Raw genomic sequence first — 22,474 nt, 5'->3', positions numbered from 1 at the left:
CCAAGGACGCGCCATCCGCCAAAGGTCTGGTATCGATGCCCAAATCAGCAAACCGCTTTCCGCGCCTGCCGCGCATCTTCGCGGCCGATCCCCAGGAATCGGAACAGGCCTGGCAGAGCGCCCCACAGTTGCTGGCCGCCCTCAACGGCGCCCACCTGGGCGCCTGGCTGTGGGATATAGAAAGCGGCCGGATCAGCTGGTCGCGGGCCACCCAGGCACTGTTCGGCTTCGACCCGCAGCGGCCCCTGCCCAACGACATCGACTACCTCGACCTGCTGCCCGAGGAAGACCGTGCCCGCACACGCCAGGCATTCCAGGCCGTGGTCGACGGCGAGCCGGTGGAACAGGCCATGCGCCATCGCATCCGCTGGCCGGACGGCAGCCTGCACTGGCTGGAGATCAACGGCAGCCTGACCCACGATCGCCACGGCCGACCGCAGATGATCGGGGTGATCCGCGAGATCACCCGCCAGCGCGAGCGGGAGACCGCGCTGATCAATTCGGAGAAGCGCTTCGCCACGCTGTTCCACCTGAGCCCCAACGCCATCCTCCTGACCCGCCGCCACGACGGCATGATCTTCGAGGTCAACCGCCATTTCGAAGACATGTTCGGCTGGCCCGGCCCACAGGTGATCGGCAAGACCAGCCTGGAACTGGGGCTATGGGTCAATCCCGAGCAACGTCACCAGGTGCTGGAGTCGACCCGCGCCAACGGTGGCCCGCTGATCATGGAGGTGCAGTTCCGCGCCAGCAGCGGCAAGGTGCATGACGGCATCCTGTGCACCCAGGGCATCGAGATGGAGGGGGTGACCTACCTGATCAGCACCTTCGTCGACACCACCGAGCGCAAGCGCGCCGAACAGGCCCTCAAGGACAGCCAGGAGCGCCTGGACCTGGCCCTGGACTCGGCCCAGCTGGGCACCTGGGACTGGCACATTCCCAGCGGCATGCTCTATGGCTCGGCCCGCGCCGCCCAGTTGCACGGCCTGGATCCGGTGCCCTTCCACGAATCCTTCGAGGCCTTCTTCGAAGGCGTGCCGGAGCAGGAACGCAACGTCATGCGCCAGGCCTACCGCAGCCTGCGCGAAGGCCCGGCGGGCAACTACCAGATCACCTACCGGGTGCAACTGGAGAATGGCACCTCCCGCTACATCGAAAGCCGCGCGCGCCTGTACCGCGACGAGCAGGGCAATCCGCTGCGCATGGCCGGCACCCTGCTCGACATCACCGACCAGGTGGAGCGTGAGCAGCGCCTGAGCGCCTCGGAGGAGAAATTCGCCAGCCTGTTCCAGGTCAGCCCCGACCCGATCTGCGTGACCCGCCAGGACAGCGGCCAGTTCATCGAGATCAACCCGGCCTTCACCCAGACCTTCGGCTGGAGCGCCGAACAGGTGATCGGCCGCACCGCCGAGCAGATCGGCCTGTGGGCCGAATCGGCCAAGCGCGCCCAGCGCATCGAACGGGTGATCCGCGAACAGGCCCTGAGCAACGTGGCGGTGGTGGTCAACCATCGCAATGGCACGGCCTTGACCTGCGTGATCTCCAGCCGCCTGATCACGGTCGACAACCAGCCGTGCAGCGTCACCACCCTGCGCGACATCACCCAGCAACAGCGCGCCGAGGCGGCGCTCAAGGCCAGCGAGGAGAAGTTCGCCAAGGCCTTCCACTCCAGCCCCGACGCCATCACCCTGACCGAGCGCAAGAGCGGCCGCTACCTGGAGGTCAACGACGGCTTCTGCCGGCTGACCGGCTACAGCGCCGCCGAGGTGATCGGCCGCAGCGTCTACGAGATCGGCATCTGGGCCGACGACAAGCAACGCAGCGCCCTGCTCACCGAGCTCAAGGAGCATGGCCGGGTCCATCACCGGGAAATGCTCGGGCGCAACAAGCGTGGCGACATTCTCACCGTGGAGGTCTCGGTCGAGCCGATCAGCCTCAACGAGGCCGACTGCCTGCTGCTCACCGCACGCGATGTCAGCCAGTTGAGGAACGCCCAGGCGCAGATCCGCCACCTGGCCTATCACGACCCGCTGACCAACCTGCCCAACCGCGCCCTGCTGATGGACCGCCTGAGCCAGCAGATCGCCCTGCTCAAACGCCACAACCTGCGCGGCGCCCTGCTGTTCCTCGACCTGGATCACTTCAAGCACATCAACGACTCCCTCGGTCACCCCGTGGGCGACACGGTGCTCAAGATCATCACCGCACGCCTGGAGGCCAGCGTGCGCCTGGAAGACACCGTGGCGCGCCTGGGCGGCGACGAGTTCGTGGTGCTGCTCAGCGGCCTGGAGGGTAGCCGCGAGCAGGTGGAGAACAAGGTTCGCGAACTGGCCGACACCCTGCGCGAGCTGCTGGCCGAGCCCATGTCCCTGGACGGCCAGCGCCTGCAGGTGACGCCGAGCATCGGCGTGGCGCTGATCCCCGACCATGGCGCGACACCGGCCGACTTGCTCAAGCGCGCCGACATCGCCCTGTACCGGGCCAAGGACTCCGGGCGCAACACCACGCAACTGTTCCATACCACCATGCAGAAGGCCGCCAGCGAGCGCCTGCGCATGGAGAACGACCTGCGCCTGGCCCTGGCCCGGGGCGAGCTGGCCCTGCACTTCCAGCCCCAGGTGGATGCCCGCGACAATCGCATCGTCGGCGCCGAGGTGCTGCTGCGTTGGCATCATCCGCAGCTGGGCCAGCAGCCGCCGGCGCAGTTCATCCAGGTGCTGGAGGAAAGCGGGCTGATCCTCGAGGTGGGCAGTTGGATCCTCGACGAAGCCTGCGACGCCTGCGCGCACATGCTGCAGGACGGGCTGATCGACGCCGACGACTTCAGCCTGTGCGTCAACATCAGCCCACGGCAGTTCCGCCAGAACGACTTCGTCGAACGGGTGCTGCGCAGCCTCGACGACTACCGGCTGCCAAGGCGCATGCTCAAGCTGGAGATCACCGAAGGCATCGTCATCCAGAACCTCGAGGACACCATCAGCAAGATGCGCGAGCTCAAGCGCTACGGCGTGAGCTTCGCCATGGACGACTTCGGCACCGGGTATTCGTCGCTAACCTACCTCAAGCGCCTGCCGGTGGATGCCCTGAAGATCGACCAGACCTTCGTCCGCGACGCCCCGGTCGACCCCAACGATGCGGAGATCGTCCGTGCCATCGTGGCCATGGCGCGCAGCCTGGAACTGGCGGTGATTGCCGAGGGGGTCGAGCAGAGCGAGCAGTTGGCGTTCCTCGAACGCCAGGGTTGCCACCTATATCAGGGGTACTTGCATAGCCGGCCGCTGCCGTTGGCGGAGTTTCGTCAGATGCTGATGGAGGCGCCGGCGGATTATTAGCGCTTCTCAAGGACAAACGCTGGGGGCCGCTTTGCAGCCCCAATGGTCTCGAACACCCTGAAAAGGTTGTCAAAAACACAAAAAAGGGGCACTTCTAAGAAGTGCCCCTTTTTGCAGGTTGCCAAACTCAGTTCAGCGCCGGCGTCTCGCCGTTGATCGGGATACGCTTGGGCTTGGCCTCTTCCGGCACGATGCGCAGCAGGTCGATGCTGAGCAGGCCGTTGGCCAGACCGGCGGACTTGACCTCGATATGGTCAGCCAGGCGGAAGGACAGCTTGAACGCCCGCTGGGCAATGCCCTGGTGCAAGTAGGTAACGTCTGCGGCGCTGGTGTCGCGCTTGCCGCCGGTGACGGTCAGGACACCTTTCTCGACCTGCAGGTCGAGGTCCTGCTCCTGGAAACCGGCTGCGGCAACCACGATGCGATAGTGGTCATCGCCATGCTTTTCCACGTTGTAGGGAGGGTAGCTGCTACCCGCCTCGTTACGTGCCGCAGACTCGAACAGATCGTTGAAACGGTCGAAGCCAACGGAATGGCGGAACAGTGGAGCGAGAGAGAATGCAGTGGTCATGGTCATAAACTCCTGAGATTCAGCAAGTAAGTCACTACGCGACCCGACTTCGGCATCGCGTACTCAAGAGATAAGGTCCGGCAAAAGGTTTTCAAGAGGCGGGCAAAAAATTTTTTGCAGGTCACAGAGCAGGGGCAAACCCGCTGCCACAGGTCCGGGTCGACCACAGCTGATGTGGTTTACAGAGCCACCCTGTGGGAGCGGGCTTGCCCGCGAACGGCCCGTTCAGGCAACGCATTCCTCGAAGCTCACGCCGGCTGCCTGCTCAACACCCAGCAACCCGCTGATCCGCTGGCAGTCATCCTCCCGCCGCAACTGCGCGAACAACGCCACGGCCTCGGGGTAACTGCGGGTCAGCATGGCCAGCCACTGCTTCATCCGCCCCGGCGCATAGCGGGGCGACAACTTGGCCTGGGCCTGGCGCCAGAACTCACGCAGCAACGGCAGCAGGGCCTGCCAATCCATGGGCTGGTATTCCCGGCCATCGCGGGCCGCCGCGATCTGCAGGGCCAGGTCTGGCCGCGACACCAGCCCACGACCGAGCATGATGTCCTCGGCGCCGCTGACCTCGCGGCAGCGCCGCCAGTCATCGACCGTCCAGATCTCGCCGTTGGCGAACACCGGCACCTGCACCACCTCCTGCACCCGCGCCACCCACTCCCAATGGGCCGGCGGCTTGTAGCCCTCGACCTTGGTACGGGCATGCACCACCAGGTGCGCGGCGCCACCCTCGGCCAGGGCCGTGGCGCACTCCAGGGCAGCGTCCGGGCTGTCGAAACCCAGGCGCATCTTGGCGGTCACCGGAATCTGCGCCGGCACCGCCCGCCGCACCTCGCTGACGATCGCATGCAGCAACTGCGGCTCCTTGAGCAGCACCGCCCCGCCCCGGGACTTGTTCACCGTCTTGGCCGGGCAGCCGAAGTTCAGGTCGATCACCGGTGCGCCCAACTCACAGGCCAACACCGCGTTGTCGGCCAGGCAGGCCGGATCGGAGCCCAGCAGTTGCACACGCATCGGCACCCCAGCCGCGGTCCGCGCACCGTGGCGCAGCTCTGGGGCCAGCTTGTCGAACGACGACGCCGGCAGCAGGCGGTCGCAGACGCGGATGAACTCGGTGACGCACCAATCGATGCCACCCACCCGGGTCAGGACGTCGCGCAGGATGTTGTCGACCAGCCCCTCCATGGGGGCCAGGGCAATTTGCATGTCAGGCTCTCGGCGGAAAAAGGCGCCAGTCTAGCAAAAACGTCGCCGCTTCAGGCGCCGATCAGCGCCGGACCATACCCTTCGAGAAACTCCGCCGGCATGCGCCTGGGCTTGCCGCTGGACAGCTCGATACAGGCGAAGGTGGTCTGCGCCCGCAACAGGGTGGCGCCATCGCTCGGGCGCTTGAGCTGGAAACGCCGAGTCATGCGCAGGCGCTGGTCCCAGTCGATGATCCAGGTGGCCAACTGCAGCTCGTCGTCCTCATAGGCCGCGGCCAGGTAGTCGATCTCGTGGCGCACCACAGCCATGGCCCGGTCCAGGCGCCGGTACTCGGCCAGGTCCAGGCCCAGGCGTTGGGAGTGGCGCCAGGCGCAGCGCTCCAGCCAGGTCACGTAGACGGCGTTGTTGGCGTGGCCAAGGCCGTCGATGTCCTCGGTGGCGACGCGAAGGTCGATGATGAATGGCGATGCCAGGTCCCAGCTCATGCCCGCTCCCCTTGGTCAGTGATCGGGCAGAGTGTACCGGATGCTCAGGCGCTTTGCCGCGCCGGTCGTGGCGCACGCGCCAGCAGTTCGAGCACCGCGTCGCCCAGGCGTGGGTCGGCCAGTACGCGCTGGTGGCCGCCCTCCTCCAGCACCATCAGGCGGCTGTCGAACCAGGCCTTGTGGATGAGCTGGGCCTCGCTGGCCGGTACCAACCGGTCATCGCTGGCGTGCACCACCAACCCGGGCAGCTCGAGTTGGTAGCCGCTGACGTCCAGGCGCGCGACCTGCACGCCGACATCCTGCTCGACCTGGCGGATGAACGCTGCCCGGGCCCGCGCCGGCAACCCCAGGCGCCGGGCGAAGCCGCGCAGCACCCCAAGCAGCTGCGCGGGTGCGGCGATGCTCACCGCCGCCTCCGTGCGCAAGCCCCACTGCAAGGCCAGCAGCACGCTGGCACCGCCCATGGAATGGCCGATCACTGCGCGCAGCGGTGGCAATTCAGCGGCCGCCTCCAGCAAGGCGCGGGCGAACAGCACCACATGGGCCTGCTGGCCGGGCGAACGGCCATGGGCCGGCCCCTCCAGGGACACCACGGTATGGCCGGCCCGCACCAGGGTATCGATCAGCGCGGCGAACTGGGTCGGCCGCCCTTCCCAACCGTGCATCAGCAGCACCGTCGGCCCCTTGCCCCAGCGCAGCGCCGACAAGCCGAAGCGCAAGGTGATGCGCTCGGCCGTGGCCAGCAGCGGCAGCTCCCACTGCCTGGGCGGCAGGTTGCGCGGGGTCATGAAGGCCCGGCGCATCCGGCCAGCGACGGTTTCAGGGGCCAGGTGGCCCAGGGTGCCGTTGACGCCTCGAATCCAGCTCAGGGTTGTCATCACCTTGCTCCAGGGGTCAGGTTGTTCAGAGCACCGCCGACTTGGCGGCACGCAGGATCCGATCGGACAGCTCGCCATCGCCCAAGGCACGGGCCAGGGTCAGGCCGCCGATCATCAGGGCAAGGTCGGCGAAGGCCTTGTCGATATCTTCGGGACGATCGACCATCTGCGCGGTCATCAACTCGATGTGTTCGGCCAGCACCTCGCGAAACGCCTCCGGCAGGCGCTGCATCTCGCCCAGGGCATTGGGCAGCGGGCAGGCATGTTCCTGGGCATCACGGTGCTTGCGCGACAGGTAGAAGGCCGCCGCCAGGGCCCGTCGCCCCGCGCCATCAAGGCTGGGGTCGACCTGGGCGAGCAAGGCCCGACGCTCGCCGAGCAGATGACGGAACGCCTCCAGCATCAGTTCGTCCTTGCTGTCGAAGTGCGCGTAGAAACCGCCCACCGTCAGCCCAGCGGCGCCCATCACCTGGCTGACGCTCGGTTCGGCCGGGCCATGCTGGATCAAGGCGTTGCAGGCGGCCTCGAGAATGCGCTCACGGGTCTTGCTCTTCCTGTCGTTCATCGCTCACCTCGAAAATATTATGATCGAAATATTATCAGCGTAATATTCTCTGGCAAGCGAAATCCGCGACCATCGATCGAGCAGAAAATAAGGGCGTGGAAAAAACAAAAGGCCCATTCAATATGCGAATGGGCCTTTCAACTCCCGCAAAACGCGGGTAAAAATGGCGTCCCCTAGGGGACTCGAACCCCTGTTACCGCCGTGAAAGGGCGGTGTCCTAGGCCACTAGACGAAGGGGACGTTGACCTTCGTGCAGATCCACATTCACGGACCCTGGCGGAATTGGTGGAGCTAAGCGGGATCGAACCGCTGACCTCCTGCATGCCATGCAGGCGCTCTCCCAGCTGAGCTATAGCCCCGAGGTGAAAACAAAAGGCCCATCCAATATGCGAATGAGCCTTTCAACTCCCGCAAGACGCGGGTAAAAGTGGCGTCCCCTAGGGGACTCGAACCCCTGTTACCGCCGTGAAAGGGCGGTGTCCTAGGCCACTAGACGAAGGGGACAACAACCTTCGTACCGATCCGCTTGCGCGAACCCGGCAAAATTGGTGGAGCTAAGCGGGATCGAACCGCTGACCTCCTGCATGCCATGCAGGCGCTCTCCCAGCTGAGCTATAGCCCCGGATTTCTAGCCTCTCGGCCCAGCGACATCCTGAAACGTCGCTTGTGTAAAACTGGCGTCCCCTAGGGGACTCGAACCCCTGTTACCGCCGTGAAAGGGCGGTGTCCTAGGCCACTAGACGAAGGGGACGAACCTTCTACCTTCAAGACCGGATTGCTGGAATCCGATCTTGCCTCCCGATCAACGAATGTGATCGTGAAGCGGAATTTGGTGGAGCTAAGCGGGATCGAACCGCTGACCTCCTGCATGCCATGCAGGCGCTCTCCCAGCTGAGCTATAGCCCCACAATGTCGCGCTGAACGGAATCGCTGGCTGGTTGCCTGGCGTTTCGTAGTCGCTCATCGCTGTGGACGGGGCGCATATTAAGATCGGATTGCAGGGCTGTCAAACAAATTTTTGAAAAAAACCAAAAGTTTTTTTCGAGATAACAATCACTTACCGCCCTGCCGAGAAAAACCACCCGAAATGCGGCGGGGTATTCACCCGCGCCTTCGCGGACAGGCCCACTCCCACAAGGCTGGCGCCGCCCTGGCAGCGGCGCCGTATGGGTGGGGCGATGGGCTGCGAAGCAGCCCTACAGGCCATGCTCGAAGCGATCAGGCGATGTTCGCCAGCAGCTTCTCCCACTCCTTGTTTTCCTTCTTCGACACGCCACCGAGCAGGTCCAGGGCCTGGCGCAGGCGATAGCGGGTCAGGTCCGGGCCGAGGATTTCCATGGCGTCGAGCACCGAGACCGAACTGGCCTGGCCAGTGATGGCGGCGAACATCAGCGGCATGGCATCGCGCAGCTTCAGCTCCAGGGCCTCGACCACGGCCTGGATACAGCCGGTGATGCGCTCCTTCTCCCACTGGCGCAGGCTTTCCAGCTTCCACAGGATCAGTTGCATGACCTGGCGCACCTGGTCGGGCGACAGCTTCTTGTGTTCGAACAGCTTGGCGTCGAGCTTCAACGCGCCCTCGAAGAAGAACCCGCCCAGCGGCGCGATCTGGCTGAAGGTCTCGACCCGGCTCTGCACGTGCGGGGCGATCTTCATCAGGTAGTCGCTGTTGAAGGCCCATTTCTGCACCCGCGTAGCGAACTCCTCCAGCGGCAGGTCACGCAGCCACTGGCCGTTGAGCCAGGACAGCTTCTCGATGTCGAAGATCGGGCCGCCCAGCGAGACGCGCGACAGGTCGAAATGCTCGACCATCTCGGCCAGGGAGAACTTCTCGCGCTCGTCCGGCATGGACCAGCCCATGCGGCCCAGGTAGTTGAGCATGGCCTCGGGGAGGAAGCCCATGCGCTCGTAGAAGGTCACCGAGGTCGGGTTCTTGCGCTTGGACAGCTTGCTCTTGTCAGGATTGCGCAGCAGCGGCATGTAGCACAGCTTCGGCTGCTCCCAACCGAAGTATTCGTATAGCTTGATCAGCTTGGGCGCCGACGGCAGCCACTCCTCGCCCCGCAGGACGTGGGTGATGCCCATCAGGTGGTCGTCGACCACGTTGGCCAGGAAGTAGGTCGGCAGGCCGTCGTTCTTCATCAGCACCTGCATGTCCATGCGGTCCCATGGAATCTCGACGTCACCACGGAGCATGTCCGGCACCACGCAGACGCCCTCGCTGGGCACCTTCATGCGGATCACGTGGGGCTCGCCGGCATCCAGGCGGCGCTGCACTTCTTCGGCGCTCAGCTTCAGGGCGCGGCCGTCGTAGCGCGGGGTTTCACCGCGGGCCATCTGCTCGGCACGCATCTGCTCCAACTCCTCGGCGGTGCAGAAGCAATAGAAGGCGTGGCCGGCATCCACCAGTTGCTTGGCGTACTTGGCGTAGATTTCACCCCGCTCGCTCTGCCGGTACGGACCATGGGGGCCGCCGACGTCCGGGCCTTCGTTCCACTCGATGCCGAGCCAGCGCAGGGCGTCGAAGATCTGCTGCTCCGACTCGCGGGTCGAGCGCAGTTGGTCGGTATCTTCGATACGCAGGATGAACTCACCGCCGTGCTGCTTGGCGAAGCAGTAGTTGAACAGGGCGATGTAGGCGGTGCCGACATGGGGATCGCCGGTGGGCGATGGCGCGATACGCGTGCGAACGGTGGTCATGGACAGTCTCGGACGAAAGATGAAACAAAGGCCGGATGTTAGCAGGGAGCGGGTATCGGGCTCCAGCAGTGAACATCCGGCAGGGGAAGAGCTGAGCGCATTGGGGCCGCGTCAAAACACCTCGAGGCCGCAACCGCCCTCCCCGGTCAACTGGCGATCAACCGCTCGCGCAATTGGGCGATCTCGTCGCGCAGTTGCGCCGCGGCCTCGAACTCCAGGTCGCGGGCGAGCTGGAACATCTTCTCTTCCAGTTGCTTGATGCGCCGGGTGATCTCGGCCGGGGTCTGCAGTTCGGCCTCGTAGCGGGCGCTTTCTTGCGCCGCCTTGGCCATGCCCTTGCGCTTCTTGCTGCGGCCACCCGGGACGCTGGCGCCCTCCATGATGTCGGTGATGTCCTTGACCACACCCTTGGGCACGATGCCATGGGCCTCGTTGAAGGCGATCTGCTTGGCCCGGCGCCGCTCGGTCTCGTCGATGGCCCGACGCATGGAGCCGGTGACCTGGTCGGCGTAGAGGATCGCCTTGCCATTGAGGTTGCGCGCAGCTCGGCCGATGGTCTGGATCAGCGAGCGCTCGGAGCGCAGGAAGCCCTCCTTGTCGGCATCGAGGATGGCCACCAGGGACACCTCTGGCATGTCCAGGCCTTCACGCAACAGGTTGATGCCCACCAGCACGTCGAAGGTACCCAGGCGCAGGTCGCGGATGATCTCGACCCGCTCGACGGTGTCGATGTCCGAGTGCAGGTAGCGCACCCGCACCTCGTGGTCGGCCAGGTAGTCGGTAAGGTCCTCGGCCATGCGCTTGGTCAGGGTCGTGGCCAGCACCCGCTCGCCGACCGCCACGCGCTTGCCGATCTCCGAGAGCAGGTCGTCGACCTGGGTCAGCGCCGGGCGCACTTCCACCTGCGGGTCGACCAGGCCAGTGGGGCGTACCACCTGCTCGATCACCCGCCCCGCATGCTCGTCCTCGTAGGGGCCCGGGGTCGCCGAGACGAAGATGGTCTGCGGGCTGACCGCCTCCCACTCGTCGAAGCGCATGGGCCGGTTGTCCAGCGCCGAGGGCAGGCGGAAGCCATACTCCACCAGCGTCTCCTTGCGCGAGCGGTCGCCCTTGTACATGGCGCCGACCTGGGGAACGCTGACGTGGGACTCGTCGATCACCAGCAGCGCGTCGGGCGGCAGGTAGTCGTACAGGGTCGGTGGCGGCGCGCCGGCCGGGCGTCCGGAGAGGTAGCGCGAGTAGTTCTCGATGCCGTTGCAGTAGCCGAGCTCGAGGATCATCTCCAGGTCGAAGCGGGTGCGCTGCTCCAGACGCTGGGCCTCCACCAGCTTGTTGGCCTTGTGCAGGTACGCCAGGCGATCCTTGAGCTCCTCCTTGATCCCCTCCACCGCCTCGAGCAGGGTCTCGCGCGGGGTGACGTAGTGGCTCTTGGGGTAGAAGGTGAAACGTGGCAGCTTGCGGATCACCTCGCCGGTGAGCGGGTCGAAGGCGGCGATGTTCTCCACCTCGTCGTCGAACAACTCGATGCGAATGGCCTCCAGGTCCGATTCGGCCGGGAAGATATCGACCACGTCGCCGCGCACGCGGAAAGTGGCGCGGGCGAAGTCCATCTCGTTGCGGGTGTACTGCAGGTCTGCCAGGCGGCGCAGCAAGGCGCGCTGGTCGAGCTTGTCGCCACGGTCGACGTGCAGGACCATCTTCAGGTAGGTCTCGGGGCTGCCCAGGCCGTAGATGCAGGACACCGTGGTGACGATGATGGCGTCGCGCCGCTCCAGCAGCGCCTTGGTCGCCGACAGGCGCATCTGCTCGATGTGGTCGTTGATCGAGGCGTCCTTCTCGATGAAGGTGTCCGACGACGGCACGTAGGCTTCCGGCTGGTAGTAGTCGTAGTAGGAAACGAAATACTCCACCGCGTTGTTGGGGAAGAACGCCTTGAACTCGCCGTAGAGCTGGGCGGCCAGGGTCTTGTTGGGCGCCAGCACCAGGGTCGGGCGCTGGACCTGCTGGATGACGTTGGCGATGCTGAAGGTCTTGCCCGAGCCGGTCACCCCGAGCAGGGTCTGGTGCGAAAGCCCGGCCTCGATGCCCTCGACCATCTGGCGGATGGCCTCGGGCTGGTCGCCGGCCGGCTGGAAACGGGTGACGAGCTGGAACTCGGACATGACGGACCTCGATGGTGTCGCGGCAACTGTAAATTTAGCCAGTAGTCTATACCCAAATGAGCGTGCCAGGCGCCCCTTTCAAGGCAAGCGGACGGGCATTTTCTCCAATGGACCTGGCAATACGACCAATGGTTGAAAAATATTCGCGCAAAACCCCGGAAAAGCCGCGCCAGGCTGTCGCCGTGACCGGCCGGTATCACTATACTGACTCCCCGTTTGCGCACCGCTTCAGTGCACTCGGCCGGAGCGTGCGCGTCCTATCACACTCCATTCAGAGCCAAGGTAACAATGAGCCTGTTTTCCGCTGTCGAGCTGGCACCCCGCGACCCCATCCTGGGCCTCAACGAAGCATTCAACGCCGATACCCGTACCGACAAGGTCAACCTGGGCGTGGGCGTGTACTGCAATGAGGAAGGCCGTATCCCGCTGCTGCGCGCGGTCATCGAGGCCGAGACCCAGCGTGCCGCCCAGCACGCCTCCCGCGGCTACCTGCCGATCGACGGCATCGCCACCTACGACCAGGCCGTGCAGAAGCTGCTGTTCGGCGCCGAGTCGCCGCTGCTGGCCGAAGGCCGCGTGGTGACCGTGCAGGCGGTCGGTGGCACCGGCGCCCTGAAGATCGGCGCCGACTTCCTCAAGCGCCTGTCGCCCAACGCCGTGGTGGCGATCAGCGACCCGAGCTGGGAGAACCACCGTGCCCTGTTCGAGAGTGCCGGCTTCCCGGTGCAGAACTACCGTTACTACGACGCACCGAGCAACGACGTGAACCGCGCCGGCATGCTCGAAGACCTGAACGCCCTGCCCGCCGGCTCGATCATCGTTCTGCACGCCTGCTGCCATAACCCGACCGGCGTCGACCTGGGTCTGGACGACTGGAAGAACGTCCTGGACGTGGTCAAGGCCAAGGGCCATGTGCCGTTCCTCGACATGGCCTACCAGGGCTTTGGCGATGGCATCGCCGAAGACGCCTTCGCCGTGCGCCTGTTCGCCGAGTCGGGCCTGGATTTCTTCGTCTCCAGCTCGTTCTCCAAGTCGTTCTCGCTGTATGGCGAGCGTGTCGGCGCCCTGTCGATCGTCACCGGCTCCCGCGACGAGAGCACCCGCGTGCTGTCGCAGGTCAAGCGCGTCATCCGCACCACCTACTCCAACCCGCCGACCCACGGCGCCAGCATCGTCTGCGCCGTGCTCAACAACGCCGAGCTGCGCCAGATGTGGGAAGCCGAGCTGGGCGAGATGCGTGGCCGCATCCACGGCATGCGCAAGCAGATGGTCGAGCTGCTGGCCGAATACGGCGCCTCGCGTGACTTCAGCTTCGTCGGCCGCCAGCGCGGCATGTTCTCCTACTCGGGCCTGAGCGCCGCGCAGGTCGCCCGCCTGAAGGACGAGTTCGGCATCTATGCCCTGGACACCGGCCGCATCTGCGTCGCCGCGCTGAACCAGGGCAACATCCACGTGGTCACCAAGGCCATCGTCGAGGTGCTGTAACGCGCCGATTGCCAAGGAGGAGCTTGACTTCTCCTTGGCAATCAGTAAGATACGCCCAGATTCCGCGATAGCTCAGTCGGTAGAGCAAATGACTGTTAATCATTGGGTCCCTGGTTCGAGTCCAGGTCGCGGAGCCAGACATTGAAAACCTCCAGATGCGCAAGCACTGGAGGTTTTTTCATTCCAGCGGTTCGGTGACCGCCCTGCCCTCGTCCATCAGGCTCCAGACCAGCAAACTGGCCGGCTCGGCCTCGCTGGCATTGCGCGACACGCTGTGCACGGTGCCTGGCGCCTCGTACCAGTATTCGCCGGCCTTGTAGGTCTTCTCCTGGCCATCGCCGAGCTTCGACACCACCGCCCCTTCCAGCACGTAGGCCATCACGGCGCCCGGATGCCGATGGGCGGGCGATGCCTGCCCGGGTGCATAGCTGACGGTGAGCATCACCGCTTGCTGGCCGGGGGCATTGCTGGGGCGCTGCTGCTGCAGGACCTTGACCTGGCCGCGCTCCTCGCCGTGGGCCCAGGCGGATGCCTGGGCGGCGAGTAGACCTGCGGCAGTGAGCAAGGCCAGGGATAGAGGGATGGGTCTCATGGGGCATCTCCTGATGGGTGGCTGCCAGCAGGTTAGGCCCTACGCCGTGGGAGAAAAACAGCCAATCTGAAGGAAAAGCAGGGGGCCGCTTCGCGCAATGCCGGTCAGTTAAGCGACACTGGGGCTGCGTTGCAGCCCATCGCCGGCAAGCCGGCTCCCACAGGGTTAGCGCCGAACTTCAGGATTGCGCCATACCTGTGCAGGCTGTGTGAAAACCTCCAATGCTTTTTCAGGATCGCGCTTCTACGCGAAATCTGGAAAAGCTTGGCTGCTCAACTCACCCAGAATACGCGTAGAAGCGCGATTTTTAGGTTGTTTTTTGAACAGCCCGATTGCTCGGAGGATTTTCACACAGCCTGTGTGGGAGCCGGCTTGCCGGCGATGGGGCGCGAAGCGGCCCCAAAAAACCTAGGGCCGCCCGATCGGATAGAACTCGCCATGGCTCCAGACCCCGAGCCACTCCTCCCCCGCGATCTCGCGCGGCACCGCCAGCTCGACCAGTTGGTAGAACACATTGCGATGGATCAGCGCCTCGAGGTTGCTGCGCATGAGAATGTAGGGCGAAGGCTCCTGGGTGCCGGGGTCGATCTCGACCCGCAGCGGATGGTCGGGACCCGCCTCGGCCTGGTCGTCGACATTGCTGGTCAAGCGCAGCACCTGTTGCTCGCCACTGCCCTCCACCTCCAGCAACACCGCGACGAAGGGCGCGTCATCGACGCGGATCCCCACCTTCTCCACCGGCGTGACCAGGAAATAGTCGTCGCCGTCGCGGCGGATGATGGTGGAGAACAAGCGCACCATCGGCTTGCGCCCGATCGGCGTCCCCAGGTAGTACCAGGTGCCATCGCGGGCGATGCGCATGTCGATGTCGCCGCAAAAATCCGGGTTCCACAGGTGCACCGGCGGCAGGCCCTTCTCCTTGGGGATCTGCGCCAGAAGATCATTGGCCTTGCCGGTAGCTGTCATCACCCTCTCCTCAACGACTCATGCCCAACAAGCTACGAGCGTAATCGCGCATGGGCGGCCCAAGCAAATCTTCCGGCGCCTTGTCGTGGAACGTCAACAAACCGCCACGGCTCTTGATGCGTGCCGTGTCGATCAAGTAGCGGGTACTGGTTTCGATCAGCATCATCTGTACCACGCCGGTGTCCACACCCAGGCGATCGACCGCCTGCTCGTCGTACCATTCATCGCCATTGCCGATCCGGTCGTCGGTCCGTGCGAAACGCGTGTACAACACATAGTGAGCCCCCACCGAGCGGGCCTCGGCAATCGCCTCCTCCAGCCCCAGTGGCCCCTGGGCACGACGTACCAAGGGGAAATACTCGACGAAACTCTTGAATGCTTGCTCGGCCACCACGTTCGGCCGGGGCGCAGGCCCCTTGCCCGGCGGCACGAAGGCCCCCTGGCCGATGAAGATGAACGAATCGGGTTGCAGGCGCACCGACAGGCTGCGGCGCGTATCGCTGTGATCCAGCAATCCGGCATCGCTCATGTGGTAGCGAACACCTTCGCCCATATCGCTGACATTCATGCAGCCGCCCAGCGCCATCAGCGCCAGCAGCAAGACCAGGCTACGCATCTTTCCTCCAGAACCGGTGACGAAAAACCGGCGAACAGCCGCCAGATGCAGCTTTTGCGCCAGAGTCAGCCGCCGATCACCTTCATGATCGTCGCGCCCCCGGAAAACGCCAGGTCCTGCTTGTCCGCCAGGGCTTTGACCAGCAGCCGCTGCAAGGCGGGAAGCGCCTGGTGGCGAGGTTTGTCGAGCAAATCACCGATGAAATGACGGTTGCCCGACGACAGGCAGCCATGCAGCCAGCCGGTGGACGACAAGCGCAGGCGCGAACAGCTCCGGCAGAACGGCATGCTTTCGTTGGCGATCACACCAAAATGGCCCTTGCCGGGAATCCGGTAGCGCAGCGCCGTCGCGTCCGGTGCCGCGCTGGCCGGCTGGTAGTCGTGGGCCTGGCCGATCATCTCCAGCAAGTGCTGCAGGCCCACGAACTGCTGCAGGAAGGCATTGGTATCACGCGCCAGGTGGCCCATGCGCATGAGCTCGATGAAGCGTAGCTCGTAGCCCCGCGCCAGGCAGTAGTCGAGCATCGGCAAGACCTGGTCGAGGTTCTGCCCACGCATCGGCACCATGTTCACCTTGATGCGCATACCGGCGGCACTGGCCTGCTCCATGCCGGCCAGCACGCAGGCCAAGTCGCCGCCACGGGCGATGCGGCGAAAGGCCTGGGCATCGAGGGTATCGAGGGAAACGTTGAGACGGCGGATGCCAGCGGCGCGCAGCAGCGGCAGCTTGCGCGACAGCAACTGGCCATTGGTGGTCAGGCCGATATCCACCAGGCCCAGCCCTGCCACGGTCTGCAGAAACGCCTCGAGGCGGGGGCTGACCAGTGGCTCGCCACCGGTGATGCGCAGCCGCTCGATGCCCGCCGCTTCGATCAGGTACGCCACGCCGCGGGCCAGGGCATCGGCCGGCAGCTCATCCTGCGCCGCCACCAGGCGCTTGCCGTCGGGCACGCAATAGCTGCAGGCATAGTTGCAAGCAGCCGTCAGGCTGACACGCAGGTTGCGAAAGCGCCTGCCTTGACGATCGACGATCATGGATGACTCCGGCATGGAAGAATCGGGCCTGCAAAACCTGACTCAAAAATCAGGTTTTTGCAAGCCTGCATGTCGGACAGTACCGGGAAAAACCCGGTGGCGTGCTTCAGTTCGCGGGTTCCGGGTCGCGCTTGCGCTTGTTGCCCATGCGTACCCCGATGTCCATGAGGAACTGGAAAAAGCCCTCCTGGTCTTCCAGCACGTTGCTCCAGAATGGCGAGTGGTACAGTGCCACGGCACCGTGCACCAGGGCCCAGGCCGCGCAGTAGTGGAAGTACGGTGGCACGTCCTCGAGCTTGCCCTCGCTGATGCGCCCCTTGATCAGCAGGGTCAGGCGATCGAAGTTGGAGGCGCGGATACGGTGCAGCTCCTCGACCATCTCCGGCACCTGGTTGCCCTTGACCACTTTCTCTTCCAGGCGGTCGAACAGCCGGTAGCGCTGCGGGTCACGCATGCGAAACTCGAAGTAGGCGCGCGACAGGGCTTCCTTGTCGCGGTCGACGTCGTCCGAGTGCAACAGGGCGTTCAGGTCGCGCTCGTAGTCGAGCATCAGGCGCAGGTAGATCTCCGCCTTGGACTTGAAGTGCTTGTAGATCGTACCTTTGCCGATACCCACGGCGTCGGCGATCATCTCGACGGTGACGCTGTCTTCACCCTGTTCGAGGAACAGCTTGAGCGCGGTGTCGAGGATCTCTTGTTCGCGGCGGCGAAACTCACGGACCTTACGAGGTTCTTTCTGCATAGGAAGGACTGGATGACAATCGAAGCGGTTTATTATGCCTAACTTGCAGCAAATTGCACGGATCATCCAAGCATGTCTATGTTTCACGATGAGTTCGACCTGGCGCCGGGCCTGCGCTACCTGAATCACGCCGCCGTCGCCCCCTGGCCACGGCGGGCCGGCGAGGCGGTGGCCCGTTTCGCCCGCGACAGCGTGCAGCTGGGCGCCAGCCAGTACCCACGCTGGCTGGATACCGAGCGGCGCCTGCGCGAACGCCTGGCCCGCCTGGTCAATGCGCCGTCGCGCGCGGACATCGCCCTGGTCAAGAGCACGTCCGAGGCGCTCTCCCTGGTGGCCTTCGGCCTCGACTGGCAGGTGGGCGACCAGGTGGTGATCAGCGACGAGGAGTTCCCCTCCAACCGAGTGGTCTGGGAAGCCTTGGCCGACCGCGGCGTACAGGTGATCCCGGTGAGCCTCGCCGGCACCGACCCGGAGGCCGCCCTGCTTGCCGCCTGCGGCGAGCGGGCCCGGCTGCTGGCGGTCAGCGCCGTGCAGTTCGCCAGCGGCCTGCGCCTGGACCTGGCCCGGCTCGGCCAGGCCTGTCGGGCAAGGGGTGTGCTGTTCTGCGTCGATGCCATCCAGCAGGTCGGCGCCCTGCCCTTCGACGTGCAGCGCTACCAGTGCGACTTCGCCATGGCCGATGGCCACAAGTGGATGCTCGGCCCCGAGGGCCTGGGGATGTTCTACTGCCGCGCCGAACCGCGCCCGCGCCTGAAGCTCAACGCCTATGGCTGGCACATGCTCGAGCACCTGGGCGATTTCGAGCGCCGTCAGTGGCAACCGGCGCGCAGCGCCCGGCGGTTCGAGTGCGGCAGCCCGAACATGCTGGGCGCCTGTGCGCTGGAGGCGAGCCTGTCGCTGCTGGAAGACGTCGGCATGGACGTGGTGGCGCGCCACCTGGAGCAACGCATCGAGCAATTGCACCAAGGGTTGGCGGCGATTCCTGGCGTGCGCCTGCACAGCCCGGCAAACCCGGCGCGACGGGCCGGTATCGTGACCTTCAGCCTGGATGGGCACGACAGTGAGGATATCTACCGGGCACTCACCGCCGAGCGGACGATCTGTGCGCTGCGCGGGTCGGGTGTGCGTTTTTCGCCGCATTTCCATACAGAAGAGCGCTCGATCGACGAAGCGATCCAGCAAGTCCGCGCGCTGGCCATGCGTTGATGGCCGGATGCATCCCAGGCGTATTCCAAATCTGTTTAAAAAACGACCAGTTGTCGCTGGCACTGTGCCAAAGCTGACCAATACTTGGAGTGTTGGCGTGGCGCATCCCCCCAAGTGGCACGCCAATAAAGGTGCCCAGGGACCGCGGTACCTTTGTTTTACTCCTAATGGTCTTAACCCGGATTCCCCCCCCAGAACCCGGGTTTTTTTTGCCTGCGATCAGGCCACTGCGTCGGGTTACACCGTTGGGGCGCGAAGCGGCCCGAGTAATGGCTATACCGCTCACACAGAGCGGCCTGCAAACTCAGCCGGCAACCCGCGCCAGCGGAAACAGCCGCTTGAAGTTGGCGGTGGTCTGCTGCGCCAACTGCTCATAGCTGACGCCGCGCAGCGAGGCCACGTACTCGGCCACTTCGCGCACGTACTGCGGCAGGTTCGGCTTGCCACGGTACGGGATGGGCGCCAGGTAGGGCGAATCGGTTTCCACCAGCAGGCGGTCGGCCGGCACCTGGCGGGCGACATCGCGCAGGGCATCGGCGTTGCGGAAGGTGACGATGCCCGACAGCGAGATGTAGTAGCCCAGGTCCAGCGCCGCGCGGGCCATGTCCCAGTCCTCGGTGAAGCAGTGCAGCACCCCGGCCTGGGGCAGGCTGGCCTCGCGCAGCAGCGCCAAGGTGTCGGCCCGCGCTGCGCGAGTATGGACGATCACCGGCTTGCCGGTCTGCCGCGACGCCTCCAGGTGCAGGCGGAAGGAGGCCTGCTGCAACTCGGCGGCCTCCGGCTCGTAGTGATAGTCCAGCCCGGTCTCGCCGATCGCCACCACGTGAGGATGGGCGAGCTCGCCCAGCAGCCACGCCAGCGCCGGTGTCTCGCCCGGCGCCAGGTCCAGCGGATGCACGCCCACCGAGCAGTCGACATCGGCATAGCGCTCGCTCAGCGCCTTGACCGCATCGGCGTTATCGGCGCTCACGCCGATGCACAGGAAATGCCCGACGCCCCGCTCACGGGCGGCCTGCAGGGCGGCATCGAGGGAGCCCTGGTGGGCACTCAGGTCAAGACGGTCGAGGTGGCAATGGGAATCTACGAGCATGGGATGACGACACACGTGAAGGAAACGAAAGGAAAGATCAACGGGAGCCCGGCAACTGCAGCCAATGGGCCAGCAAGGCTTCCAGCAACAGCACGCGATTGAGGTTGGCCTTGGCCAGCACCTTCTGGCGCTGCTCGAGGATCCACGCCTGGACCTCCAGCACCCGGCCCTGCCGGCTCTTCTGCGCCAGGTATTGCAGGACCTTGCGCATATCGGCCAAGCCTAGCCCCTGTTCATCCTGGGTCAATTGATAACGCAGGATCAGGTGCGACCAGTCGCAGAACCAGTCGAACAGCAGCAACAACGGGACGCTGCTCCAGGCTTCGGCCAACTGGCTGGGCGATTGCTGCTGCTTGAGCAACTTCTTGACGCCCTCGGTGACCAGCGCCCGCTGCTCGCGTATGCCCTGGGCCTGCAAGCTCACGGCCATCAGCGGCGAGCCTGCGGCCAAGGTCAGCAACTCGTCACGCTCGGCCTCGTCGCTCTCGGGCAAGGCATCCGCCAGCCAGGCCTTGCTCTGGGCCAGGCTGGGCTGCGGGCAGGCAACCTGCTGGCAGCGGCTCTTGATAGTCGGCAACAAGCGGCTAGGCTGGTGGCTGACCAGCAGCAGCACGGTATCGCCGGAGGGCTCCTCCAGGCTCTTGAGCAGGGCGTTGGAGGCATTGACGTTCATGGCCTCGACCGGCTCGATCAGGACCACCTTGCGCCCGCCCAACTGGGCCGTCTGCACCACGAAGGACACCAGCTCACGGACCTGGTCGATCTTGATCGGCTTGTCGGTGTCTTCCGGCTCCAGCACGAAGTTGTCCGGATGGCTGCCCGCCTTGAGCAACAGGCAGGACTTGCACTGCCCGCAGGCATCCACCCCCTGGGGTTGCTGGCACAGCAGCCGGGCCATCAGGCGCTCGGCCAGGGCACGCTTGCCGATCCCCTGGGGCCCGTGCAGCAGGTAGGCATGGGCGTGCCGGGCACGGCCGGCCAACTGTTGCCAGAGCGCCTGCTGCCAGGGATAGGCGTCAGCCACGGCAGCGCTCCAGGATCCCCGGCAGCAGGCCATCGACGGCGCGCTGCACGGCCTCCAACGGCTGCGCGGCGTCCAGCAGGCTGTAGCGCTGGGGTTCACGGCGGGCACGCGCGAGGTAGGCCTGGCGCACCGCCTCGAAGAAGGCCTGGCCTTCCTGCTCGAACCGGTCCAGGCGCCCCCGCGCGGCGGCACGGGCCAGGCCGACTTCGACCGGCAGGTCGAAGACCAGGGTCAGGTCGGGGCGCAGTGCGCCCTGGACGAAGTGCTCCAGGGTGGCGATACGCGCCTGCGGCAGGCCGCGGCCACCGCCCTGGTAGGCGTAGGTGGCATCGGTGAAACGATCGCACAGCACCACGGCACCACGGGCCAGCGCCGGGCGAATGACCTCGGCCAGGTGCTGGGCGCGGGCAGCGAAGACCAGCAGCAGCTCGGTGTCGGCAGCCATGCATTCGTCGCTCGGCGCCAGCAGCAGCTCGCGGATTCGCTCGGCCAGCGGCGTGCCGCCGGGCTCACGGGTCAGCACCACGTCCACGCCCTGCTCGCGCAGGCGCTCGGCCAGGTACTCGCGATTGGTGCTCTTGCCCGCGCCTTCGGGGCCTTCCAGGGTAATAAACAAACCGCTCACGGGCAGTCCTTACTGTTGTTCGTCAGGTGCCGGCGACTCGGCCGGCGCGGATTCGGTGGCAGGCTCGTCGCCCGCGTCCGCCGGGCCGGTGGCCGGGGGCTCGCCGGTCTCGGCCGGCGGCTCGGAGGGCGCGACCTGCCCGCCCTCCTCCGGCTGCGCCTGGGGCGCCGGGCTGGAACGGTAGTCCGCACGACGCTTGAGCTGGTATTCACGTACCGCCGTATTGTGGTCGTCCAGGTCGTCGGAGAACACATGGCTGCCGTCACCACGGGCGACGAAGTACAGGCTGCTGCCATCGGCCGGGTTCAGCGCGGCATGGATGGCCTCGCGACCGACCATGGCGATCGGCGTCGGCGGCAGGCCGGTCATGGTGTAGGTGTTGTAGGGCGTCGGCTCGCGCAGGTCGGCACGGGTGATCCTGCCGTTGTAGCGCTCGCCCATGCCGTAGATCACCGTCGGGTCGGTCTGCAGCATCATGCCAAGGCGCAGGCGGCGCACGAACACGCCGGCGATCTGCCCACGCTCCTGGGGAATACCGGTTTCCTTCTCCACCAGCGAGGCCATGATCAGCGCCTGGTACGGATCGCGATACGGCAAGCCGCTGGCCCGTGCGGCCCACTCCTTGGCCAGCACCTCTTCCAGGCGCATGTAGGCTTGCTGCAACAGCTCGACGTCGCTCATGCCCCGCACGAAACGGTAGGTGTCGGGGAAGAAGCGGCCCTCGGGAAACACGCCGGTGTGGCCGAGCCGATCCATCACTTCCGAGTCGGACAAGCCGCCGAGGGTATGCTTGATCTTTTCATGCTTGGCGACGGCCGCGCGCACCTGGCGGAAGGTCCAGCCCTCGACCAGGGTCAGGTTGTACTGCACCACGTCGCCCCGGCGCCAGGCCTCGAACAGGTCGTGCACGGTCATGCCCGGCGTGAGGCGGTACTCGCCGGTGTGCAATGGGGTACCGGCCATGTTGAAGCGCCAGTACAGGCGCAGCCAGAGGGCATCCTCGAGCAGGCCTTCGCCCTGCATGCGATAGAACATGCGATTGGGGGTGGTGCCACTGGGCACGTCGAGCAGGCGCTCCTGCGTCACGTGCAGGGGCTGCTCCAGGACGGTGTAGACCTTCCAGGCCCCCCAGCCCAAGGCCAGACCGGCGAGGATCAGGCCCATTTCCAGCAGCAGCAGGAATTTGCGTCTCACG

At 65.4% G+C, this 22,474-nt stretch carries 19 protein-coding genes and 7 tRNA genes; 4 read left to right on the top strand and 22 right to left on the bottom strand.

Translation table 11 applies throughout. The features are described 5' to 3' along the window. Window positions 1-35 precede the first annotated feature (35 nt). On the top strand, window positions 36-3,332 hold the full coding sequence (locus tag NJF35_RS06830; protein ID WP_225787032.1) for a PAS domain S-box protein: 3,297 nt from the start codon (window positions 36-38) through the stop codon (window positions 3,330-3,332). A gap of 127 nt (window positions 3,333-3,459) precedes the next feature. On the opposite strand, the gene NJF35_RS06825 is transcribed toward NJF35_RS06830, so the two are convergent. The 13 genes from NJF35_RS06825 to uvrB form a co-directional block, all read right to left on the bottom strand. Further along, window positions 3,460-3,903, bottom strand: a complete 444-nt coding sequence (locus NJF35_RS06825) for an Hsp20 family protein (protein ID WP_225787033.1) — start codon at window positions 3,901-3,903, stop codon at window positions 3,460-3,462. A gap of 225 nt (window positions 3,904-4,128) precedes the next feature. Further along, entirely contained in the window at window positions 4,129-5,109 is a 981-nt protein-coding gene (locus tag NJF35_RS06820; protein ID WP_225787034.1) for a tRNA dihydrouridine synthase, read from the bottom strand. A gap of 50 nt (window positions 5,110-5,159) precedes the next feature. Next, a complete protein-coding gene (locus tag NJF35_RS06815) occupies window positions 5,160-5,594 on the bottom strand; it encodes an acyl-CoA thioesterase (RefSeq protein WP_225787035.1) in 435 nt (144 codons plus the stop codon). A 44-nt stretch (window positions 5,595-5,638) separates the two neighbouring features. After that, window positions 5,639-6,472, bottom strand: coding sequence for an alpha/beta fold hydrolase (locus NJF35_RS06810; protein ID WP_225787036.1), 834 nt, complete (start codon window positions 6,470-6,472; stop codon window positions 5,639-5,641). A gap of 25 nt (window positions 6,473-6,497) precedes the next feature. Continuing rightward, window positions 6,498-7,037, bottom strand: coding sequence for a TetR/AcrR family transcriptional regulator (locus NJF35_RS06805; protein WP_225787037.1), 540 nt, complete (start codon window positions 7,035-7,037; stop codon window positions 6,498-6,500). Between the two features lie 164 nt (window positions 7,038-7,201). Then, a tRNA-Glu gene (locus tag NJF35_RS06800) sits at window positions 7,202-7,277 on the bottom strand. Between the two features lie 43 nt (window positions 7,278-7,320). Continuing rightward, window positions 7,321-7,396: transfer RNA gene (locus tag NJF35_RS06795), tRNA-Ala, on the bottom strand. Window positions 7,397-7,465: 69 nt separating this feature from the next. Continuing rightward, window positions 7,466-7,541 (bottom strand) — tRNA-Glu (locus NJF35_RS06790). A gap of 42 nt (window positions 7,542-7,583) precedes the next feature. Further along, window positions 7,584-7,659, bottom strand: a tRNA-Ala gene (locus NJF35_RS06785). A 53-nt stretch (window positions 7,660-7,712) separates the two neighbouring features. Beyond that, window positions 7,713-7,788 (bottom strand) — tRNA-Glu (locus tag NJF35_RS06780). A 79-nt stretch (window positions 7,789-7,867) separates the two neighbouring features. Next, a tRNA-Ala gene (locus tag NJF35_RS06775) sits at window positions 7,868-7,943 on the bottom strand. Window positions 7,944-8,255: 312 nt separating this feature from the next. Continuing rightward, window positions 8,256-9,737, bottom strand: coding sequence for a glutamate--tRNA ligase (gene gltX / locus NJF35_RS06770; RefSeq protein ID WP_225787038.1), 1,482 nt, complete (start codon window positions 9,735-9,737; stop codon window positions 8,256-8,258). A gap of 146 nt (window positions 9,738-9,883) precedes the next feature. Continuing rightward, the gene (gene uvrB, locus NJF35_RS06765; RefSeq protein WP_225787039.1) at window positions 9,884-11,899 is read right to left on the bottom strand and encodes an excinuclease ABC subunit UvrB; all 2,016 of its coding nucleotides are present in this window, start codon (window positions 11,897-11,899) and stop codon (window positions 9,884-9,886) included. A gap of 288 nt (window positions 11,900-12,187) precedes the next feature. On the opposite strand from uvrB, the gene NJF35_RS06760 reads away from it, so the two are divergent. Both NJF35_RS06760 and NJF35_RS06755 read left to right on the top strand, forming a co-directional pair. Continuing rightward, window positions 12,188-13,384, top strand: a complete 1,197-nt coding sequence (locus NJF35_RS06760; RefSeq protein WP_225787040.1) for an amino acid aminotransferase — start codon at window positions 12,188-12,190, stop codon at window positions 13,382-13,384. Between the two features lie 61 nt (window positions 13,385-13,445). Beyond that, window positions 13,446-13,521 (top strand) — tRNA-Asn (locus tag NJF35_RS06755). Window positions 13,522-13,562: 41 nt separating this feature from the next. Here the strand turns inward: NJF35_RS06755 and NJF35_RS06750 are convergent. The 5 genes from NJF35_RS06750 to NJF35_RS06730 all read right to left on the bottom strand — a co-directional run bounded on the left by NJF35_RS06750 (window position 13,563) and on the right by NJF35_RS06730 (window position 17,334). Continuing rightward, complete coding sequence (locus tag NJF35_RS06750) at window positions 13,563-13,976, bottom strand: cupin domain-containing protein (protein WP_253090868.1); 414 nt, start codon at window positions 13,974-13,976, stop codon at window positions 13,563-13,565. A 408-nt stretch (window positions 13,977-14,384) separates the two neighbouring features. Next, the gene (locus NJF35_RS06745; protein ID WP_225787042.1) at window positions 14,385-14,942 is read right to left on the bottom strand and encodes a DUF1285 domain-containing protein; all 558 of its coding nucleotides are present in this window, start codon (window positions 14,940-14,942) and stop codon (window positions 14,385-14,387) included. 10 nt (window positions 14,943-14,952) lie between these two features. Next, a complete protein-coding gene (locus NJF35_RS06740; protein ID WP_225787043.1) occupies window positions 14,953-15,558 on the bottom strand; it encodes a DUF4823 domain-containing protein in 606 nt (201 codons plus the stop codon). A gap of 65 nt (window positions 15,559-15,623) precedes the next feature. Further along, window positions 15,624-16,592: a GTP 3',8-cyclase MoaA gene (locus NJF35_RS06735; protein WP_225787044.1), complete on the bottom strand. Its 969-nt coding sequence runs from the start codon at window positions 16,590-16,592 to the stop codon at window positions 15,624-15,626. A gap of 106 nt (window positions 16,593-16,698) precedes the next feature. Beyond that, complete coding sequence (locus NJF35_RS06730) at window positions 16,699-17,334, bottom strand: TetR/AcrR family transcriptional regulator (RefSeq protein WP_225787045.1); 636 nt, start codon at window positions 17,332-17,334, stop codon at window positions 16,699-16,701. Window positions 17,335-17,406: 72 nt separating this feature from the next. On the opposite strand from NJF35_RS06730, the gene NJF35_RS06725 reads away from it, so the two are divergent. Beyond that, window positions 17,407-18,540, top strand: coding sequence for an aminotransferase class V-fold PLP-dependent enzyme (locus NJF35_RS06725; protein WP_253090867.1), 1,134 nt, complete (start codon window positions 17,407-17,409; stop codon window positions 18,538-18,540). Between the two features lie 304 nt (window positions 18,541-18,844). On the opposite strand, the gene NJF35_RS06720 is transcribed toward NJF35_RS06725, so the two are convergent. Genes NJF35_RS06720 through mltG form a run of 4 tightly spaced genes read right to left on the bottom strand, consistent with a single transcriptional unit; the run spans window position 18,845 to window position 22,473 of the window. Further along, window positions 18,845-19,630: a TatD family hydrolase gene (locus tag NJF35_RS06720; protein WP_225787047.1), complete on the bottom strand. Its 786-nt coding sequence runs from the start codon at window positions 19,628-19,630 to the stop codon at window positions 18,845-18,847. Window positions 19,631-19,667: 37 nt separating this feature from the next. Continuing rightward, window positions 19,668-20,654: a DNA polymerase III subunit delta' gene (locus tag NJF35_RS06715; protein ID WP_253080437.1), complete on the bottom strand. Its 987-nt coding sequence runs from the start codon at window positions 20,652-20,654 to the stop codon at window positions 19,668-19,670. Continuing rightward, window positions 20,647-21,279, bottom strand: coding sequence for a dTMP kinase (gene tmk, locus NJF35_RS06710; protein WP_253090866.1), 633 nt, complete (start codon window positions 21,277-21,279; stop codon window positions 20,647-20,649). Before tmk ends, NJF35_RS06715 begins: the two co-directional genes overlap by 8 nt. A gap of 9 nt (window positions 21,280-21,288) precedes the next feature. Beyond that, on the bottom strand, window positions 21,289-22,473 hold the full coding sequence (gene mltG, locus NJF35_RS06705; RefSeq protein WP_253090865.1) for an endolytic transglycosylase MltG: 1,185 nt from the start codon (window positions 22,471-22,473) through the stop codon (window positions 21,289-21,291). Between the last annotated feature and the right edge of the window lies 1 nt (window position 22,474).

The sequence above is a fragment of the Pseudomonas guariconensis genome (assembly GCF_024127895.1).
GTDB lineage: Bacteria > Pseudomonadota > Gammaproteobacteria > Pseudomonadales > Pseudomonadaceae > Aquipseudomonas > Aquipseudomonas guariconensis_B.
The sequence above is the reverse complement of the archived record's forward strand: the minus strand, read 5'-3'. Positions and strand labels throughout refer to the sequence as shown.

Coding starts and splice junctions, on each gene's coding strand:
- NJF35_RS06830 (WP_225787032.1), top strand. CDS start 36: ATGCCCAAATCAGCAAACCGCTTTCCGCGCCTGCCGCGCATCTTCGCG.
- NJF35_RS06825 (WP_225787033.1), bottom strand. CDS start 3,903: ATGACCACTGCATTCTCTCTCGCTCCACTGTTCCGCCATTCCGTTGGC.
- NJF35_RS06820 (WP_225787034.1), bottom strand. CDS start 5,109: ATGCAAATTGCCCTGGCCCCCATGGAGGGGCTGGTCGACAACATCCTG.
- NJF35_RS06815 (WP_225787035.1), bottom strand. CDS start 5,594: ATGAGCTGGGACCTGGCATCGCCATTCATCATCGACCTTCGCGTCGCC.
- NJF35_RS06810 (WP_225787036.1), bottom strand. CDS start 6,472: ATGACAACCCTGAGCTGGATTCGAGGCGTCAACGGCACCCTGGGCCAC.
- NJF35_RS06805 (WP_225787037.1), bottom strand. CDS start 7,037: ATGAACGACAGGAAGAGCAAGACCCGTGAGCGCATTCTCGAGGCCGCC.
- gltX (WP_225787038.1), bottom strand. CDS start 9,737: ATGACCACCGTTCGCACGCGTATCGCGCCATCGCCCACCGGCGATCCC.
- uvrB (WP_225787039.1), bottom strand. CDS start 11,899: ATGTCCGAGTTCCAGCTCGTCACCCGTTTCCAGCCGGCCGGCGACCAG.
- NJF35_RS06760 (WP_225787040.1), top strand. CDS start 12,188: ATGAGCCTGTTTTCCGCTGTCGAGCTGGCACCCCGCGACCCCATCCTG.
- NJF35_RS06750 (WP_253090868.1), bottom strand. CDS start 13,976: ATGAGACCCATCCCTCTATCCCTGGCCTTGCTCACTGCCGCAGGTCTA.
- NJF35_RS06745 (WP_225787042.1), bottom strand. CDS start 14,942: ATGACAGCTACCGGCAAGGCCAATGATCTTCTGGCGCAGATCCCCAAG.
- NJF35_RS06740 (WP_225787043.1), bottom strand. CDS start 15,558: ATGCGTAGCCTGGTCTTGCTGCTGGCGCTGATGGCGCTGGGCGGCTGC.
- NJF35_RS06735 (WP_225787044.1), bottom strand. CDS start 16,592: ATGATCGTCGATCGTCAAGGCAGGCGCTTTCGCAACCTGCGTGTCAGC.
- NJF35_RS06730 (WP_225787045.1), bottom strand. CDS start 17,334: ATGCAGAAAGAACCTCGTAAGGTCCGTGAGTTTCGCCGCCGCGAACAA.
- NJF35_RS06725 (WP_253090867.1), top strand. CDS start 17,407: ATGTCTATGTTTCACGATGAGTTCGACCTGGCGCCGGGCCTGCGCTAC.
- NJF35_RS06720 (WP_225787047.1), bottom strand. CDS start 19,630: ATGCTCGTAGATTCCCATTGCCACCTCGACCGTCTTGACCTGAGTGCC.